Below are 17,713 nucleotides of genomic sequence, written 5' to 3'. Positions count from 1 at the left end.
TTATGAAAAAAAGATTCGTTCAATTTTCTTTTGTAGTACAGTATCTAAAGATTTTACAAACCCTGCAAACTCATCAGTAGAAATCATATGGGTAAGAACTAAGCGTCTGCCGTCTGGTGTTTCACCGCATAAGACGAATGAAGAAAACTCATACGTTTTGTTTTCTACTACTAATTTTGGATAGGAATATGTGTCGCTCTTCTTTTTCTTTCCATCAATAGAGATGACGTTGCATTTTTTCTCATTGTTGTCCATGGTGAATCCCTCCTTTCTATTATCTATGGTAGACAAGGGGGGTTTAGAACAATAGAGGAGGGGGAATTTTTATGTCTGTTGTCATAGAGCGTATTTCGAAAGAAGCTATACCGAAATCTTTATTACTTCTTGCTGATCCAAGTGAAAGCCAAATTGATGCATATGTACAGAGAGGGTTTACGTATATAGCTAAACAAGAAGAAAGAATCATCGGTATATATGTGCTTTTGGAAACAAGACCAAGGACAATGGAAATTATGAATATTGCGGTTGTAGAGCATTTGCAAGGAAAAGGGATTGGAAAGCAGCTATTAAGTCATGCCGTAGAAACTGCTAAAGGATATGGTATGTCAAAACTTGAAGTTGGTACAGGCAATTCTAGTGTTTCACAACTTGCTTTATATCAAAAATGTGGATTTCGTATTTTTTCTATTGATTTTGATTACTTTTCAAAGCATTATGAAGAAGAGATTATTGAAAATGGGATTGTATGTCGCGATATGATTCGGCTTGCAATGGAATTGAATAAGAACGTATAACTTATTTAGGGGGAAGAGAAGATGGAAGTACATAAAGCAATTACAGCACATTCTCGTAAACAAAATGAAAGTGTAAAAGCATGTTTACAATTAGATGCGCAGCGTGAAGCAGCTATTGAAGCAGCCGTATCTCTTGCGTCAAAGGGGAAAGAATTTTCGGTTGATATCATTAATGTTGTAACAAAGCAAATTAATGATCTTGCAAAAAATGGTGTTACACTGCAGCGTAAATTTGTTACAGAAGAAATGGTTATGGAGTATGTAAGTCGTTTGCAAGAGAAAGAAGGTCGTTAAAGATGATAGTTACAGTCGAATGGTTACGTGAGCATATAGAAGATGAGAATGTCCGTATAATCGATTGTCGTTTTGATTTAGCGAATCCTAATTGGGGTAGAGAAAAGTATGAGGAAGAACATATTCTTCATGCGTTATATTTTGATTTGAATTTAGATTTATCAAGTCCTGTAACAGAACATGGTGGTCGCCATCCATTGCCGAATATTGAGGAGTTTGCAGACAAGCTTTCACAAGCTGGTATTGGTGAACATACGACAGTAATTGCATATGACAGTCAAGCGGGTGCAAATGCTTCTCGTCTCTGGTGGTTATTAAACTATGTAGGACATGAGAAAGTATATATATTAGATGGCGGATTTCCAGCTTGGAAAGAGAATGGACTACCGATAACAACGGAAATTCCTGTTGCTATACGAAAAACATTCAAAGTAAATGTACAAGATCATATGCTTGTAACGATGGAAACGGTGAGAGAGAATATTCGTGCAGGTGCAAATATGACATTAATTGATTCTAGGGAACCAAAACGTTATGCTGGTGCGGAAGAGCTCGTTGATTCGAAGGCAGGGCATATTCCGACGGCAGTAAACTATTTTTGGAAAGATGGGATTTTAGAATCGGGACACTTTAAAAACGAAGAGGAACAGCAAGGGCGTTTCCAAAATCTTGATAAAGAGAAGGAAACAATCGTATATTGTGGTTCTGGTGTTACAGCGTGTCCGAACATAGTTGCATTAAAATTAGCTGGTTTTCAAAATGTTAAATTGTATACAGGTAGCTGGAGTGATTGGATTTCTTATCCAGAAAATCAAATTGCAAAAGAAGAAGATTAATCACTTGCATGCAAAAATAATTTGTATTAAAATAAGGTCACAAGCAAGAGATTGCTTCAAAAAAATTATATTTTACACATTGGAAACAATGTGATAATATAACGACAAGTAAATAATACATCCTGCGGTGTGCGTAACTTATTTATGTCTAAAACCGATGTTAGTTTTACGGAAGCTCAATATTTAGTGACCATTATCAAGCCTTCCTTGTGGAGGAAGATATACGGTAACTGTGAGGGCATCCACCTGCGAGTAGCGGGTTTTTGGACATTTACGAGAGACGGCACTTGCGGGGGTCTTATTTCAACTAATAGTATATAAAATTCCTACGGTGTACGTAGCTTGTGTATGTCTTAAACCAATAAGTATAATGCGGAAGTTCAATATTTAAATGTAGATAGCAGGCCATCTTTTTAAGAAGGAAGTTACAAACATTTGTGAGAACATCCACCTGTGAGAGCAGGTTTATGGACATCTATAGATAACGGCATATGTGGGACTATATAAAAAACCTTACGTTTTATACGTAAGGTTTTTTTGTTGAATAAATATACTCATGTTATCTAGATTTACCTGTAAAGTTCCCATAATAAATATAGCACTTGCGGTCTTCATCAATTTCTCTTGAATCGAGGGTGAATTCCAAATGTATTCCATCCCGTTGAATATATATAATATCTGAATGGAGAGAGGGTAAGATATCCTCGTAATTCCAAATATCTTTACTTTCTATCATAATTGAGCAGGTTTCCTTTAGTTCTCTAATTTCAAAACCTATGTGCGAGTATGTAGGATCTGAAGGGTCGTTGGAAAAAACTTCTTTTTGTATATATAACACTGCTGTCCCGTCTGGATCTACTGAAGTTGCAGTAACGATATATGTATTTCCATCTTTTATAAAATATTCACAAGTCATGCGCGCGACAATTTCAGAATTAGAAATATTTGCGTAGTTCCATAAAGCTGGATACCCGTTTGTTTCATCATTGAGCCGATATTCCAATCGCATTTTATCCCTCTTCTTCCTTTTTCTTCTACTTTATCATGACATCTTATATAATAGAAATATAATTTAAAAAGGGGAGTGCAAAGGTGACAAAAACGAAATGGCTAGTAGGTGGTGTCCTAACATCTTTAATGACGGGCACTTTATTTGGCTGCGCGCAAGATATTCCCCCCGAACCGAATGATAATAGTTGTTCTGATTGGGATTGGGATGATGAGCTTGGTGTTTGGCAGTGTGATGATAGTAGTTCAGGTTATCGTGGACATTACTTTTATGGTGGTACATACTATCAAAATAAATCCACCTTCAAAAATTCATCAGAGTTTAAAACTTATCAATCTTCGGCCGAATTTAAAGGTGGAATTGGAAGCGGTTCAAAAGGTGGATTTGGAGGTTAAAATATGTCGCAATACATAAAGAAAAGAAAAGAATTTTATTCGAATTATCCTCATTTCTGGTCGGATTTATATGAATGTGAGTATAGTTTGTTTCATGTTTTCCCGATAACAGAGCAAACAATGAAACAATTACAAGTAGCAACTGAACGAATGGGAAAAATATTTTTTAAGACTGCTAGAGTTCTTCGGAATTTATCTAATGAACAGCTTCTTGAACTCGGTTTTCCAACTGCAAGCTTGCCTTTTATTAGACTGAAAGGGATGTATCCTGAATCTGTTATTTCACGATTTGATTTTGCTTTAACAGAGGATAATCGTATTAAAATGCTTGAGTTTAATAGTGATACTCCAACTTTTATTGTGGAATGCTTTCAAATGAATGGAAAAGTTTGTGAAGAACTTGACTATGATGATCCAAATGCAAATCAAGAGCGCTTACTTTCTTCTGGTATTACAAAAGCCGTAATGGATTTTACAAAAGGAATGGAAGATCCAAATGTTGTTTTCACAGCTCATCTTGAACATATAGAAGATTGGAATACGACTATGTATTTGAGTGGGCTATGTCATGTTGAAAATAAAGTGATGCCAATGACAGAACTTAGAATTACAGATGATGCTTTAGTAGATAGAGATGGTTTACCAATTGATGTTTTGTATCGCCAAACATATCCAATTGAAGACTTGATTGAAGATCAAGATCCCGAAACGGGGGATTTGGTGGGAGTAGAACTTTTGCAACTTGTAAAAGAAGGAAAGCTTTTTATTATAAATCCTTTGTCGGCCTTTTTACTTCAGCCGAAATCAATTCAATGTCTTATTTGGGGATTAGCAGAAGAAGGTGCTTTTTACACAAGTGAGGAACAAAAGTGGATTAAAGAATATATGCTTCCTACATATTTAGAGCCAGATTTATTTTTTGGGAAAAGTCCTTTCGTTCAAAAACCTTCGTTCGGTAGGGAAGGTGACACGATTACGATTCGTGATAAGGATACAAATATTATGATTCGAAATGCACATGAAACGTATAAATCGTCACTGCCTATATTTCAGAAATATACAGAGCTTCCAGTTGTATTTTTGGAAACTGAAAAAGGAATTGAGAAGCTGTCGTACGTGTTTGGGGCTTTTTTAATTGCTGGAAAAGCGAGCAGCATCGGTATACGTGCCGGAGAAAAAATTACGGGAAATGAATCGTATTATTTACCGGTAGGTATTAAGAAGGAGGAAAATAAATGATTAATTTTTTACTATATTTAGCAGTATCACTTGTACTTTTATGTATCGGTCTTTTTCTTATGGAAGTGACAACGAAAGTTAAGGAATTTAAGTTAATGGCTCAAGGGAATAAAGCGGTAAGCTATGTACTTGGAGGAAGACTACTTGGTCTTGCTATCGTTTTATATTCAACGGCTGCTAATTCTATTTCAATTCTTGATATGGTTTCATGGGGAGCTGTTGGGATCTTAGCTCAAATTATTGTCTTTTATTTAGCGGAATGGCTTACACCACGTTTTAATATTAATAAAAGTCTTGAAGAAGATAATCAAGCAGTTGGTCTTTTCCTTATGTTTTTATCACTTTCCATCGGAATTGTAATTGCTGGTTGTGTAACGTATTAAAACCCTTACATTTTAACGTAAGGGTTTTATTTTTCATTTGCTAATTTTTTGCAATATGTGTTCAATTAATTTATGTAGCCGAACGCTGAGCAGGATGAGTATTAGTGTACTAAACTCGAGATAGTTATTGTAATAAGGAAAAGTTTCCATACAAAGTGTTGACATCTATTTTAAATAAGAGTAACATTTTCTATGTAATTATAATAAGTCTCTGTTAGGTGAGGCTCCTGTATAGAGAAATGCTACTGCCCAAAAATGTCGAGAGACGCCAATGGGTCAACAGGAATGATCGAATTAAGGTTTTTCTTAACGTAGCTGGTAATGAACCTATGCTATACAGTGCTAAAACTCGGCGAGGGAGAGGTCCGTAGATTTCTAATTGTATTATATTAGGAATCGCTTATTTGTGTATGCAATGACCTTTGCTCTCTTATGAGTAAGGGTCTTTTTTGTTAGCAAGCTATGAGTAATTTCATAGTATAGATTATAACTAAAAAATTAAAGAGGAGGTGAGGAGCATGTCAAATTCTGACTCGGTTCCGTTACCCATATACTTCAAATCAAAAATATATGATGTAGGCAGGAAACGACTTGTTCCTCCCTCTATATTTATCATAATGTAGCGTTTATTCGAGTATTTAAGCGCTAGACACTTTCACAGTAAAGTGGATAAATTGAGAAACAAAGCGTTTCTTCCTATGTTGTAAAGGAGGAGACGATAATATGTTATATGTAAATAAAAGTGTGGGTAACACTTCGTATAAATTAAGTAAAAAAGCAATGAAAGAACAAACAATGCTTCAAAAAAATAAAGATTTATTAATTGAAATCGCAACAAGAGATGTAAAATCTGTATTTGCGTATTTTAAAACAACAAGAGACGGACTATCTATGAAAGAGGCACAAAAGCGTATTCAAGTATACGGTCGAAATGAATTAACTTCAAAAAGAGCGCGTATTGCGGAAGTAATGATGAAGCTAAGTGGAATGATCCCAGGTCTTTCAAAACAAAATATGGGTGATGAATTACAATGTGAAACAGTTACTGTTTCTAGAGTAGCTGGCTGTAGCGTAACAGGGCTAAACAGTGAACTGAAAATGATGAAATTACCAATACAAGAGCTTGTACCTGGAGATATGATTTTTCTTTCAAAGGGCGATACAGTGCCAGCAGATGTACGTATTATTTATGCAAATGATTTATTAGTAAATGAATCTATGCTGACAGGAAATGATGCTAGTATTGAGAAATTTGAAAGTTGCTATCATCTTGAACGTAAACGATTTATTCCATTAAAACGGATGAAAGACTATAATCCACTTGAACTTGAAAATGTATGTTTCAAAGGTACGTATATTGTTGACGGAAATGCAAAGGCTGTAGTTGTTTCGACAGGTAAAAATACGTATTCAGGAATACTTCATACGTGCTGCGGTAGAATGTCTTAATGTGTTAATGATGCTAAATATACAAAAACAATGTATAATAGACAAAGTTGAACAGAAACGTAGAATGGTAATCTATATATAACCTTACGTGATAACGTGAGGTTATTATTTTTTGTTAGTAGGAGAGGAATTATGAAAAAAGTATTATTAGTTGATGGTATGGCACTATTATTTCGTGCTTTTTACGCAACAAGTGTATATGGACAATTTATGAAACGACAAGATGGTACCCCGACGAATGGGATTCATGGTTATATGAAGCATTTATTAACAGCAACACAAGCAATCGAACCAACGCACATTGTAACGTGCTGGGATATGGGAAGTACGACATTTAGAACGGAATCTTTCTCGAATTATAAAGCAAATCGTGCAGCACCGCCGGAAGAATTAATTCCGCAATTTGATTTAGTGCAAGAAATGACTGCGAAATTATCTATGCCTGTAATCGGTATGAAAGGTTATGAAGCGGATGATTGTATCGGTACGCTTGCAAAACAATATTGCAATGAAGCGGAAGTTTATATTTTGACAGGTGATACAGATTTACTTCAACTTGTTGATACGAATGTTACAGTTATGCTTCTTCGTAAAGGAATTGGAAATTACGAGTATTACACACCGGAAAAAATCATGGAAGAGAAAGGTGTAGAACCTTGGCAAATTGTTCATGCGAAAGCTTTCATGGGAGATACAAGTGATAATTATCCGGGTGTAAAAGGTATTGGTGAAAAAACAGCGTATAAGCTGATTCAAGAATACGGGACAGTATCGGCAGTGCTAGAAAATATAGCATCATTAACGAAAGCGCAGCGCACAAAAATTGAAAGTGATTTAGAGAATTTAAATATCTCTTTACAATTAGCGCAAATTCATTGTGAAGTTCCAATTTCATGCTTATTAGAAGAAGGGTTACACACAATGGACGAAGAAAAACTACGCTTTGTTTGTAACGAAATGAATTGGGGAAGACCTGAAATATTAATTAATATGCTTTAAAGAGTATGGAAAGGTTGATCAAATATATTTTTGATTAACCTTTCTTTTTTTTGTTCACAAAGTTGTCAGAAAATAAACGGAATTTTCATATGAAGTTCAAATGGAATTCACAACAATCAATTATTATAAGGACACACAGATAAATCCTTATCCCGCATTAACGGGAGATAGGATTTCTATCTCAGTATTATAGCTGAATAAAGAGTGATGATGGAAGAGTAACTCCCTGTAAAAGCCCGATTGATGTAGGCTAATAATTAGTGAGGGTAAATCCTCTCATTGATTAAAGTTTCAAGTTATCTTTTATATAAACCATCCCCCAAGGAGGAAAATAAACATGCGAAAAAAAGTGAGAAAATCCTTTAAACAATTATTAATAGAAAATAAACAATCCCTACTAACTAATAAAGAGAATATGAAAGAAATTGAAGAACGGATTGAGAAACGACATGTAGCATATAATGGTGCTAATAATTAAATAAAATAAAAAAGATAGCCTATAAATAAAGGCTATCTTTTTTATTTTATATTGAAAAAACACTAGTCCTCTCTTTAATTTTGTAAGTATGCAACATATTTTTATAGTGTTTTTCTAACAATATTACCCATTTTTTGAGGTTGAAATTGGTATATACCAATTTTTAAGATTCACTATTCATAATATTACAAAAAATGTTACAATACACTCAAATTTATACTATAAAATCATTTTAATATGAAAAATTGGAATGAAAAGAAAGGAGAGGAATATGAATAAAGATGTCGCTTTGAAATGATTATTATCATTTCATTAGGAGTTGATGTAAAACGATGGAGAGGCATGAAGAACTGGATTCTATAAGAGGAATTTCTTCATTGGTAGTAATGATTGGTCATCATTTGATGATTTTCTCAGCATTTCAAAATTACAGTTATGAAGATAATAAACCATTTGTTGTATATCTATTAAAAGAAACGCCTGCACGCCTTATTTTTAGTAGTGGTAACGAATCTGTTATTATCTTTTTTGTTTTGAGTGGATTTGTTTTGTATGAATCTATTCAAAAAACATATAGTAGCTATGGATCATACCTTTTAAAACGTATATGCAGAATATATATTCCGTATATTGTGGCAATAGTCATAGCTATTATATGCCAGACTACAATAAGTAAATATGGTATTTCTTATTTAAGCGAATGGTTTAATCGCTCATGGACGATTGAAAGTTCTTCAAGTCTAATAGCACAGCATGTTTTATTGATTGGGAAATATAATACAGATACATATAACAGTGTGATTTGGTCACTTGTACATGAAATGCGAATATCTATAATTTTTCCGTTAGTTTTGATGGTTTGTTTACGAAAAACAGTAAGGGGTTCATTACTATCATTGTTTAGTTTTAGTATATGTTCTGTCGTGATATTATTCTTATTTCGCTCGAGTTTAACATTAACAAGCTATGTATTAACGTTGCATTATACAGTGCTATTTTTACTAGGAGCACTAGTTGCGAAGTATAAAAATAATTTAATGGCTTTTTATAGTAATTGTACTAAAAACACGAAAATTACATGGTTTTTATTTGCGATTTTACTTTATATGTATGAAGGGCTTATTGGAGAAATTAAAGTGCTCAATAATTTTATATTTCGAGACTACGTAGTAGCGATAAGTGCATGTCTATTTGTCATATTAAGCTTGTCAGTATCAACTTTGTCGTTCTTGCTGCATAATAAATACTTGTTATATTTGGGGAAGATTTCTTACAGTCTTTATTTATACCATATCATATCTTTATTTTCTCTTATATACGTGCTCCATGAAATATTACCGTTACCTATTGTTTTAATTTTGTCGCTTATTCTTTCGCTTATACTAGCAACGATTTCGTATGTATTTGTAGAAAAATTTGCATGTAGAGTCGGAAAGTATGTAACAAAACGAGCGGATAGAGAGAAGAAGGAGTTATTTGTAGAAAATGACGTGCAGGATGTTATTCAGACAAAGGCGGTGAAATAATTGAAGCAAGAAATGAGTATAAAAGATTTTCAACAGTTATTGAAAAGAAGATTCGTAACGATCATTTTGACGATGTGTTGTTTAACCGTTTCTCTAGTTCTTATTTCTATGTATGTGCTAAAGCCTTCGTATCAATATTCAGCGCAAATTCTTGTTGGAAATTTAGATGAGTTTAATAAGGAAAATACAGCGAATAAAACACAAGAAAATAAGCAACTTGTAACATCGTTTGTTGACATTTTAAAAAGTCCACTTATTATTTCGACAGTAAAAAACACTTTGAAATTAGAACAATCAAGTTATGAATTAGCACAAAAAATTTCGGTGTTGAATACGGACAACTCACAAATTGTTACTGTTACAGTAAAAGATTCGGATCCTAAAATCGTGAAAGAAATTGTAAAGTCATTGGCAGAACAATCTCAAAAAAGCTTTCAACAGTATACGAATGTACAAGGGGTAAAAATATTAACTGACCGAGAGTTACAGGAAGAAGCTGAAAAACTGTTTCCGAAATTTCAACTTATCATTCCTATCTCTTTAATTGTTAGTTTTTTTGTTGGTGTAGGTTTAGCTGTATTTCGAGATTATTTTGATGAACGTATATACGTGGAACAGGATTTAGAGAAAATAACGACAGTCTCTGTTATTGGTCATATAAATATGAAACCGAAAAGAAAAAAGAAACCTAAAGAGGTTGATAAGCAATCATCTATATATCGAGGTGAACATGTCGATGTTTAAGACAAAGAAAAAGCTGCCATTCGATCCGCATGATGCTCTGATGAAAGAGCAGTTTTATACTGTATATCACGAGTTGAAAAAATCTGGAAAACAACTATTCTCAGTTATTTCAACGAAGGACAGAGGCGTTGTTGCCTCGCTTATAGTAAATATGGGGCTAGTTTTTGCGGAAATGAAAAAAAAGGTGTTACTTATCGATGTGAATTTTTCGGACCCTAAACTACACCTACTATTACAAAGCGATCATATGACAACAGTAAACGATATAATAAGCTCCCATCCATGTAATTATGAAACGTTTTCAAGTGATTTGTCTAAATACTTGTATTGTATTCCTGCAAAAAAAACAGTACACAGCGGAACGCCGTTAGTTGCTATGGATGAATTTGATAATGTAATTGATAAGTGGAAAGAAGATTTTGATTACATTTTCTTTTATTCATCTGAAGTATTTGAGCTTCCTGCGACGCACATTATTGTGGGAAAATGCGATGGAGTAATCTTGGCAGTCAAAAAACGGAAAGATTCGCTGCGCACAGTGCAAAAAGTAATAGCGGACATAAAGCGGAAAGAATGTGAATTGCTAGGTATAGTTTTATATTCTTGAATTTGGAGGTAACGATCCATGATTCGTGAAACAAATCAAGCTAAGTTGTATGCTATTCCAGCTCAAGAAAAGGATAAGATTTTGAGTCGAAGTGTAAAACGCTTGTTTGATATTATATTTTCACTCATATTGTTACTTTTAACGATACCAATTATATTGTTCTTTTGTATGATGATTGCTTTAGAAACATCAGGGGCTCCAATCTACTTTCAAGAGCGATTAGGGATTAATGGAAACAAGTTTAATTTATTTAAATTAAGATCGATGGTTAGTGATGCTGAAAAGAACGGACCACAATGGGCAAATGAAAATGATCCGAGAATTACAAAGGTTGGATTGTTTATAAGAAAAACGAGAATTGATGAATTACCACAACTTATAAATATTTTAAAAGGTGATATGTCTTTTGTTGGTCCTAGACCAGAGAGAGAGTATTTTTATGAACAATTCGAAGTTAATATTCCAGAATTCAAGCACCGTTTATTGGTGAAGCCGGGGTTAACAGGATGGGCACAAATAAATGGAGGATATAATCTTGATCCGAAAGAAAAGTTAAAATTGGATATGGAATATATGGAATTGAAAACAATTAGAATGGATATTCATATTTTATGTAAAACTGTTTTAATTGTATTGAATGGGAATGGTGCAAGATAAAAAACATAGTAAATATGTTTTTATACAAATAATAGATGAATATACAACGAATCTAAGTAGGTTACATGCAAAGGAGAACTGGTATGGGTAGATCCATTCTAAACAATATTGTACATTTATTTTATAGTACGATTTTAGCTAATCTTCTTCAAGCCATTAGCTTAATTGCTTTAGCCAACTTTTTTAATGCACAAAATTACGGGATGTTTAGTGTTGCAATCGCATTAACGTTTGTTATGTTATTTTTTACAGATTTAGGACTTAGTAATACATTTCTTCGAGAAGGAGCAAAGGAAGGAGTAGATTTAGAGGCAATTTTATCTTCGTATATAAAGATAAGGATGATTCTTCTAATTGTCATTTCGGTAATTGGTTATATAGCTATTCATTTTGTGTATGAGGATAAGGATTTAATTTATATGATGTTGAACGTAATGTTCTTAATGTTAATAGGACTAACGTGGCAAAATATAGGGATTGCTTATTTTCAGTTGATGGAACGTATGAAATATATAGCCCTTATTAAAGTTGTATCAGCATCTATTGTCATCATAATTACATTTATCTGTATTTTCGGAGAACTACCAGTGTATATAACGGCTCGTTTATATGGTTTTGGTTATATGATCGGTGGTTTATTTAGTTTTTACGTAATGAGAAGAAAAATGAATATAAATATGAATATGAAAGTAATAGTTCATAAAGGATTATTTTGGCAATTAACACCTTTTATTGTAAGTGGACTTTTAATAATGAGTACGCCACAATTAGCACCTATTTTACTCAACTATACATTGTCATTAAGTATGGTAGGTGTTTTCGCGGTTGCTTATCGGATGCCAGCAGCTTTATACCAAGTGCCGGGGGTAATTGCAGGAGCGTTTTTCCCGGTGCTCTTTAAACATTATAACCAAAATAATTTAGAAGAGCATATGAAATTAAATATGCTTCAAATGAAATCAATGGCAGTTGTGGGTATATGTATGACGATAGGCTTATATAATTTAGCGCCATATTTTATTTCTATATTTTTTCATGAGGAATGGAGTAATGCAGTAGAGCCACTTCAAATATTATCTTTTCTTATTGTGTTACAAAGTATAAATATTGCTATCGCTGATGGTTTAACAACGAGTGGGGGGCAAAAGAAAAGAACTGTCGTGCAGTGTGTTGCTTTAGTGATTGGTGGAATTATGCTATACAGCTTCAGTAGTATCTGGGGAGTTATAGGGGCAGCTTATGCTATGGTTTTATTTGAGATAGTGGCCTTAGTAGGATATATAACAGTAAGTGCAGTGAAGAAAAAAATTGTATTTCAAATTGTAATCCCTTATACAATTTACTTTGGCATAACTTTTATAGGAGTGCAATATATGTTGCATACTTACAATTTGATTGCACTTGTACTTCATACGTTTATCGTAGTAGTTGGTATATTCCTATATGATCATGAGTTGAAAAAACTTATTCTTTCGTTTATACGAAAGACACGAGAAAAGGATTATATTACGAAACAGGGGATATAGTCTATGGAAAATAATATGCAAATTTCGATGAAATGGATTTTTCTTTTAATCTTGTTTGTTATGTTAAGTAAATACAATATATATATAGGATTTTCCTTGAAAATATATATGATTTTCTTAGTCATTTATTTTTGTTTAACAATTAAAGACTTTCATATTCAAAAGCTATATTTTCATGAAGTGGTATTTTTACTGTTCTATTTCATTTATTGTTTAAGTGGTATTCTTTCCATATATTTAAGTGCTAGTATTCGTATGATTTTTGGTGTGCTTCTTGTTTTAGGTTGTTATTTTATAATGAGAAATTTATTGGGGAATACCGAAATAGTAGTGCTCGAATTATCCATTGTCTATGCAGGGTTAGTATTTAATATTGTGAGTCTTATACTCTATATAATCGGATTACAATATTTTGGATTATATGGTGGGGAAGAGAGAGAGGTTTATGCTGGATTATTAGTTGATAGAGGATATCCAAGGTTAATTGGGTTATTAGATGATCCTAACATTTTTATTTTTTATAATACGATATTTTTTATGTATTATATGACAAATTTATATAACATGACCAACGTCATCGGATTGGTTTTATGTGTTACGACGAGTTTATTAACATTTTCAAGAGGTGGGATTTTAGCAATTGTGCTTGTTCTTGTTGTATATATATGTATGTCCAGCTTTGCTAAAAAAGTGAAAATAGTAATAGGTTTAGTAATATTTAGTATTGCTATTTTTAGTTTATCGAATGCAGTAATGGGTGGACAGTTGGATGATCTATTGAATAAGCGGATTTCTGATTTTTCACATGATAATGGAAGTGGTAGATTTACATTATGGGAAGCTGCTTTCAAATATTATTTATCTAATCCATATATCGGTATAGGTGCATTTAATTTTTCGAATTATTATGAGTACCAGTTCAATGAGAAATTATATGTGCACAATACATTTTTAGAAATTTTATCTGAATCGGGTACAATCGGTTTTCTTTTATATAGTGCGTTTTTATTAATATTAATGTTCAAGTTAACTCAGTATAACTTGTTTCGTGAAAAACCATATCTTTTATTGACTATGATTGCATTTTTATTTCAGATGATTTCATTGTCACTTATTATTAACGAAGCGTTCTTTCTGTTTTTAGCAGTTGTTGTGAAGTACATTTCAATATATGAAAGAAGGGGAACGATAGATGGTAAAGTGTCTATCAGTACATAATGAGTTGCCGTATGTTTCCATAATAACACCTTCTTATAATAGTTTACGTTTTATAGGTGAGACAATCGCATCTGTGAGGAGTCAATCTTATGAAAATTGGGAAATGCTTATAGTTGATGACGCTTCAACAGATAACTCAGTTGTAATAATTAAAGAGATGATAGAAGAAGATTCGCGCATTCGATTAGTATCATTAAAAGAAAATGTAGGTGCTGCTAAAGCGCGTAATATAGCGATTAAAAAGGCGAGAGGAAGGTATATTGCCTTTTTAGATAGTGATGATATTTGGCTATCTAATAAACTGCAGACGCAATTGTTATTTATGGAAGAAATGAAAGCTGCATTTTCGTATACGTCTTATAGTTTAATAGATGAAAATGGAAATGGCCTGAATAGAAATGTAAATGTACCGGAATCTGTTGATTATCATTATTTGGCAGGAAATACAATTATCGGGTGTTTAACAGTGATGATTGATCGTGAGAAGATTCCTTGTATTGAAATGCCAAGTGTACAACCAGAAGATACAGCGTTGTGGCTGAACTTATTAAATGAAGGATATGAGGCGAAAGGGATACAACAAGTGTTAGCGAAATATAGAATCGTTACAAATTCTGTTTCGAGAAATAAAATAAGAGCGGCCTTCCGATATTGGAAGTTATTAAGAGCACAAAAATCGCTTAATCCATTGCAAACCTTTTTTTATTTTAGTAAATATGCTTACCATGCATATAGAAAAAATAAAATCAATGTAGTTGGGAAGACGCAAGTATGAATATATTGTTGATGACAGATAAATTGATAACTGGGGGAGCCGAGAGTTACTTCTGTAAATTGGAAAACAATTTGCAATATGAAAACATTACGGTTTATACAGCTGCAGGTGAGGGAGAATTATATCAATCTCTTACTAGAAAAGAAAATTTCATGTTACTTAGTCGATGGAATCATTTGAGAAATATTCATTACTTACGAAAAGAGATTTATAAACGAAAGATAGAACTTATTCATGCAAATAGTTTGCGAATGGTATTATATGCTTTTCTACTTCAAAAGTTTATTAAAAGAAAGATAAAAATCGTGTATACGAAACATAATGTAACGATACTAGAAAAGAAAATGCCAATTCTTTTTCGTTATGTCATGAATAAATATGTGAACAATATTATTACAGTAAGTGAATTTGAAAAGAATAACTTAATTTCAATTCATGTAGCTGAAGAGAAAGTAAAGACAATTTACAACGGTGTGGATATTGAAAAATTTTTATTCCAGCAGAAAAAGAAAGAATCTACTTATAAAGTAGGTATATTAGCTAGATTATCCAAGGAGAAAAATCATCAACTATTTGTTAAAATTGCAAATGTGTTGAAAAAGAGAAATGATTTTATGTTTTATATTGCTGGTGATGGACCAGAGAAAGAATCTATTATGAAAGAAATAGAAAAATATGACTTGCAACAAAGTGTAAAGATGTTAGGAAATATTTCAGAGCCACATAAGTTTATAGGAAATATGGATGTATTACTTTTATTATCTTTTCGTGAAGTGTTTCCAATGGTAGTAATCGAAGCAATGGCTACAGGAACACCAATTGTTTCAATAGATGTCGGCGGAATAAATGAAGCGGTAATAGATGGAGAATCAGGTGTTTTAATATCTGAATATTGCGAATCTGAATTCGCAGACGTGCTGGAGGAATTACAAGGAAATGAAGAAAAGGTGAATGATATTAGAGTGAAAGCGCGAGAAAAAGCGGAAAGAAATTTCTCGTTAACTAAAATGGTAGAAGAAACGAAGGATATATATGAATTAAACAAATGACCGTGGAGGTCGTTTGTTTTTTTTATGATACAAACTTTTAAGAGAGAACTCACATATTATATGAAAAAGGCAATATGAGGAGTGAATTTATTTTGTCAGAATATATTTCTTCACAAGAGGAGTGTGCGCCAGAAAATAGTGTTCATATTGATTGCTTTGGTGCAGTTCCGAATTCAGGAAGTGATAGTTCGTTAGCGATTCAACAAGCGATTAATTATTGTGTAGCGAACCGAATTTCGACGGTAAGAATTACAGGGGTTAATACGTATAAAATATTGAAGCCGATTGTTATTAAATCCAACGTAAGATTAGAGTTAGATCCTACCGTAACGCTGCAAATTGATGGAGATTTTAATGCGTTTGAGTTACAAAGTAATGCTTCTATAACTGGCGGTACTATTCAAGTTATTAATCAAGTATTTCAGTCATCTGTTATTTATGTTTCCGGTTCACAACAAATAGAAGTGCCTAATCAATCTGTCATATCAAATATAAATATAATAAATACCACACCATCATATAAAGGAAAAGCTATACATTTTTATTGTCAAAAAGCGTGGGATTATATTAGTTTCTTTCAAGTTAACTATGTTCAAGTTAAAAATTTTCAAACTGCAATATATTTAAAAACGGAATATGTAGACAATATAAATACACCTTGCTGGATTAACGCAAATGTATTTCAATCTATATTTATTGATGGATGTCAGTATGGAATAGAAGTAGATGGGAATAGTGATTTACCAAATGAAAGTTCAGGAAATACGTTTCATGATATTCAAGTGCAATGTAGACAACAAACGAAAAAAGCAATTCGTTGTTCAGGTGCTTATAATACATTCAACTGTATGATTTGGGATACGTACAGGATGAGTAGTGAACAAATAGCAATTGAATTTTCTTCCAATTCCCATCGTAACTACCTTTTTTCAAATTTACTTTCAACAACTATTGTAGATAACGGACAATACAATGTTTGTAAGTCTACTTATGAAGAATCACTTCGGATTCAGTTACCTTTGACGCTGAATAAACCACATTTAATAGGAAATCAAGATGATATTTTAGTAAATGCTCAGCTGAAGTATAGTGTCAAGCAAGTAAGTGGGAAATTACCTTACGGAGGAAATATCGCTAATTGTTTTAATTTAATAGATGAACAAAGTGTGAATTATATTGATGTTCCAGATAGTAATCCAGTTGTTATTGAATTGGACTTTACGAAAAATCCGATCAAAATGTTGAATTGTATTGGGATGTACTTTGGATGGGGAGAGAGCCCAAAGAAAATTAAAATTGAATATGCATTAAGTGCAACTGGGAGTTGGATTATCGCGGCAGATGTTCCATTAAATGTTGGAGATACAGTTATATCGAATATGAAAGCTAATCAGTTATATAAAGTAAGAATTACATTGAGTGGTTACTCTCAAGACCATAAGCGTTTTCGAATTAATCGTATTTTTGCAAGGTCTTCTATGGAAAATGGAAATGCTTGGTTAGCGACAACTGGCGGAAGAATGTTTGGAGATATTGAGCTGGAAGCGAGTCAAGGTGTAATTATGAAGACTGCTAGTGGAGCGAAATGGAAAGTTACTATTAATGAAGTTGGTCAGCTTATTACGACTAAAATAACGTGAGATGTTCTTCTCTTTGCATAAGTTGTACAAGTATTAGGTGGTGTGATGAATTCGTTTTAAATGAAAAAAGCTTGTAGTTTGAATGAAATCAAACT

At 32.8% G+C, this 17,713-nt stretch carries 20 protein-coding genes, 2 other RNA genes and 1 riboswitch; of the genes, 20 read left to right on the top strand and 2 right to left on the bottom strand.

The annotated features are described in order from the left end of the window. The gene (locus SB773_RS01885) at positions 1-255 is read right to left on the bottom strand and encodes a DUF3931 domain-containing protein (protein WP_000369740.1); all 255 of its coding nucleotides are present in this window, start codon (positions 253-255) and stop codon (positions 1-3) included. A gap of 71 nt (positions 256-326) precedes the next feature. Here SB773_RS01885 and SB773_RS01880 point away from each other — a divergent pair, with 71 nt between their 5' ends. The 5 genes from SB773_RS01880 to ssrS (SB773_RS01860) all read left to right on the top strand — a co-directional run bounded on the left by SB773_RS01880 (position 327) and on the right by ssrS (SB773_RS01860) (position 2,428). Then, positions 327-794 (top strand): GNAT family N-acetyltransferase, encoded by a 468-nt coding sequence (locus SB773_RS01880; RefSeq protein ID WP_289403531.1) that lies wholly within the window; start codon positions 327-329, stop codon positions 792-794. Between the two features lie 21 nt (positions 795-815). After that, entirely contained in the window at positions 816-1,088 is a 273-nt protein-coding gene (locus tag SB773_RS01875; RefSeq protein ID WP_000451806.1) for a YpbS family protein, read from the top strand. A gap of 2 nt (positions 1,089-1,090) precedes the next feature. Continuing rightward, positions 1,091-1,924: a sulfurtransferase gene (locus tag SB773_RS01870; RefSeq protein ID WP_113733889.1), complete on the top strand. Its 834-nt coding sequence runs from the start codon at positions 1,091-1,093 to the stop codon at positions 1,922-1,924. 116 nt (positions 1,925-2,040) lie between these two features. Further along, positions 2,041-2,223, top strand: a non-coding RNA gene (gene ssrS, locus SB773_RS01865) — 6S RNA. A 21-nt stretch (positions 2,224-2,244) separates the two neighbouring features. Further along, positions 2,245-2,428, top strand: a non-coding RNA gene (gene ssrS / locus SB773_RS01860) — 6S RNA. 55 nt (positions 2,429-2,483) lie between these two features. Here the strand turns inward: ssrS (SB773_RS01860) and SB773_RS01855 are convergent. Further along, complete coding sequence (locus SB773_RS01855) at positions 2,484-2,933, bottom strand: hypothetical protein (RefSeq protein ID WP_002030848.1); 450 nt, start codon at positions 2,931-2,933, stop codon at positions 2,484-2,486. An 83-nt stretch (positions 2,934-3,016) separates the two neighbouring features. On the opposite strand from SB773_RS01855, the gene SB773_RS01850 reads away from it, so the two are divergent. The 15 genes from SB773_RS01850 (at position 3,017) to SB773_RS01780 (ending at position 17,618) form a co-directional block, all read left to right on the top strand. Then, positions 3,017-3,328, top strand: coding sequence for a hypothetical protein (locus tag SB773_RS01850; protein ID WP_002126505.1), 312 nt, complete (start codon positions 3,017-3,019; stop codon positions 3,326-3,328). Between the two features lie 3 nt (positions 3,329-3,331). Beyond that, positions 3,332-4,567, top strand: coding sequence for a glutathionylspermidine synthase family protein (locus tag SB773_RS01845; RefSeq protein ID WP_410588318.1), 1,236 nt, complete (start codon positions 3,332-3,334; stop codon positions 4,565-4,567). Then, positions 4,564-4,950 carry a DUF350 domain-containing protein gene (locus tag SB773_RS01840; RefSeq protein ID WP_002086561.1) on the top strand — a complete coding sequence of 129 codons (387 nt, stop codon included), beginning with the start codon at positions 4,564-4,566 and terminating at the stop codon, positions 4,948-4,950. Before SB773_RS01845 ends, SB773_RS01840 begins: the two co-directional genes overlap by 4 nt. 203 nt (positions 4,951-5,153) lie before the next feature. Next, positions 5,154-5,319, top strand: a riboswitch (M-box (ykoK) riboswitch). Between the two features lie 354 nt (positions 5,320-5,673). Beyond that, positions 5,674-6,399, top strand: coding sequence for a P-type ATPase actuator domain-containing protein (locus SB773_RS01835; protein ID WP_410588316.1), 726 nt, complete (start codon positions 5,674-5,676; stop codon positions 6,397-6,399). Between the two features lie 132 nt (positions 6,400-6,531). Beyond that, positions 6,532-7,398 carry a 5'-3' exonuclease gene (locus SB773_RS01830; RefSeq protein WP_002135339.1) on the top strand — a complete coding sequence of 289 codons (867 nt, stop codon included), beginning with the start codon at positions 6,532-6,534 and terminating at the stop codon, positions 7,396-7,398. Between the two features lie 337 nt (positions 7,399-7,735). Continuing rightward, a complete protein-coding gene (locus SB773_RS01825; RefSeq protein ID WP_001228050.1) occupies positions 7,736-7,876 on the top strand; it encodes an FbpB family small basic protein in 141 nt (46 codons plus the stop codon). A 332-nt stretch (positions 7,877-8,208) separates the two neighbouring features. After that, positions 8,209-9,402, top strand: coding sequence for an acyltransferase family protein (locus tag SB773_RS01820; RefSeq protein WP_410588313.1), 1,194 nt, complete (start codon positions 8,209-8,211; stop codon positions 9,400-9,402). Next, positions 9,403-10,146 (top strand): YveK family protein, encoded by a 744-nt coding sequence (locus SB773_RS01815; RefSeq protein WP_410588311.1) that lies wholly within the window; start codon positions 9,403-9,405, stop codon positions 10,144-10,146. Then, positions 10,133-10,753, top strand: coding sequence for a CpsD/CapB family tyrosine-protein kinase (locus tag SB773_RS01810; protein ID WP_410588309.1), 621 nt, complete (start codon positions 10,133-10,135; stop codon positions 10,751-10,753). The genes SB773_RS01815 and SB773_RS01810 overlap by 14 nt, the downstream gene beginning before the upstream one ends. Positions 10,754-10,771: 18 nt before the next feature. Then, a complete protein-coding gene (locus SB773_RS01805) occupies positions 10,772-11,410 on the top strand; it encodes a sugar transferase (protein ID WP_410588307.1) in 639 nt (212 codons plus the stop codon). 83 nt (positions 11,411-11,493) lie between these two features. After that, the gene (locus SB773_RS01800) at positions 11,494-12,936 is read left to right on the top strand and encodes an oligosaccharide flippase family protein (RefSeq protein ID WP_410588305.1); all 1,443 of its coding nucleotides are present in this window, start codon (positions 11,494-11,496) and stop codon (positions 12,934-12,936) included. A gap of 3 nt (positions 12,937-12,939) precedes the next feature. Next, on the top strand, positions 12,940-14,154 hold the full coding sequence (locus SB773_RS01795; protein WP_410588303.1) for an O-antigen ligase family protein: 1,215 nt from the start codon (positions 12,940-12,942) through the stop codon (positions 14,152-14,154). After that, on the top strand, positions 14,129-14,929 hold the full coding sequence (locus tag SB773_RS01790) for a glycosyltransferase family 2 protein (RefSeq protein WP_410588301.1): 801 nt from the start codon (positions 14,129-14,131) through the stop codon (positions 14,927-14,929). The genes SB773_RS01795 and SB773_RS01790 overlap by 26 nt, the downstream gene beginning before the upstream one ends. Next, complete coding sequence (locus tag SB773_RS01785; RefSeq protein WP_107886919.1) at positions 14,926-15,978, top strand: glycosyltransferase family 4 protein; 1,053 nt, start codon at positions 14,926-14,928, stop codon at positions 15,976-15,978. The genes SB773_RS01790 and SB773_RS01785 overlap by 4 nt, the downstream gene beginning before the upstream one ends. Before the next feature lie 92 nt (positions 15,979-16,070). Beyond that, entirely contained in the window at positions 16,071-17,618 is a 1,548-nt protein-coding gene (locus tag SB773_RS01780; RefSeq protein ID WP_410588299.1) for a glycoside hydrolase family protein, read from the top strand. Positions 17,619-17,713: the final 95 nt, after the last annotated feature.

Source organism: Bacillus sp. SIMBA_074 (assembly GCF_046534555.1).
Lineage (GTDB): Bacteria > Bacillota > Bacilli > Bacillales > Bacillaceae_G > Bacillus_A > Bacillus_A mycoides.
The sequence above is the reverse complement of the archived record's forward strand: the minus strand, read 5'-3'. Positions and strand labels throughout refer to the sequence as shown.

Coding starts and splice junctions, on each gene's coding strand:
- SB773_RS01885 (WP_000369740.1), bottom strand. CDS start 255: ATGGACAACAATGAGAAAAAATGCAACGTCATCTCTATTGATGGAAAG.
- SB773_RS01880 (WP_289403531.1), top strand. CDS start 327: ATGTCTGTTGTCATAGAGCGTATTTCGAAAGAAGCTATACCGAAATCT.
- SB773_RS01875 (WP_000451806.1), top strand. CDS start 816: ATGGAAGTACATAAAGCAATTACAGCACATTCTCGTAAACAAAATGAA.
- SB773_RS01870 (WP_113733889.1), top strand. CDS start 1,091: ATGATAGTTACAGTCGAATGGTTACGTGAGCATATAGAAGATGAGAAT.
- SB773_RS01855 (WP_002030848.1), bottom strand. CDS start 2,933: ATGCGATTGGAATATCGGCTCAATGATGAAACAAACGGGTATCCAGCT.
- SB773_RS01845 (WP_410588318.1), top strand. CDS start 3,332: ATGTCGCAATACATAAAGAAAAGAAAAGAATTTTATTCGAATTATCCT.
- SB773_RS01840 (WP_002086561.1), top strand. CDS start 4,564: ATGATTAATTTTTTACTATATTTAGCAGTATCACTTGTACTTTTATGT.
- SB773_RS01835 (WP_410588316.1), top strand. CDS start 5,674: ATGTTATATGTAAATAAAAGTGTGGGTAACACTTCGTATAAATTAAGT.
- SB773_RS01830 (WP_002135339.1), top strand. CDS start 6,532: ATGAAAAAAGTATTATTAGTTGATGGTATGGCACTATTATTTCGTGCT.
- SB773_RS01825 (WP_001228050.1), top strand. CDS start 7,736: ATGCGAAAAAAAGTGAGAAAATCCTTTAAACAATTATTAATAGAAAAT.
- SB773_RS01820 (WP_410588313.1), top strand. CDS start 8,209: ATGGAGAGGCATGAAGAACTGGATTCTATAAGAGGAATTTCTTCATTG.
- SB773_RS01810 (WP_410588309.1), top strand. CDS start 10,133: ATGTCGATGTTTAAGACAAAGAAAAAGCTGCCATTCGATCCGCATGAT.
- SB773_RS01805 (WP_410588307.1), top strand. CDS start 10,772: ATGATTCGTGAAACAAATCAAGCTAAGTTGTATGCTATTCCAGCTCAA.
- SB773_RS01800 (WP_410588305.1), top strand. CDS start 11,494: ATGGGTAGATCCATTCTAAACAATATTGTACATTTATTTTATAGTACG.
- SB773_RS01795 (WP_410588303.1), top strand. CDS start 12,940: ATGGAAAATAATATGCAAATTTCGATGAAATGGATTTTTCTTTTAATC.
- SB773_RS01790 (WP_410588301.1), top strand. CDS start 14,129: ATGGTAAAGTGTCTATCAGTACATAATGAGTTGCCGTATGTTTCCATA.
- SB773_RS01785 (WP_107886919.1), top strand. CDS start 14,926: ATGAATATATTGTTGATGACAGATAAATTGATAACTGGGGGAGCCGAG.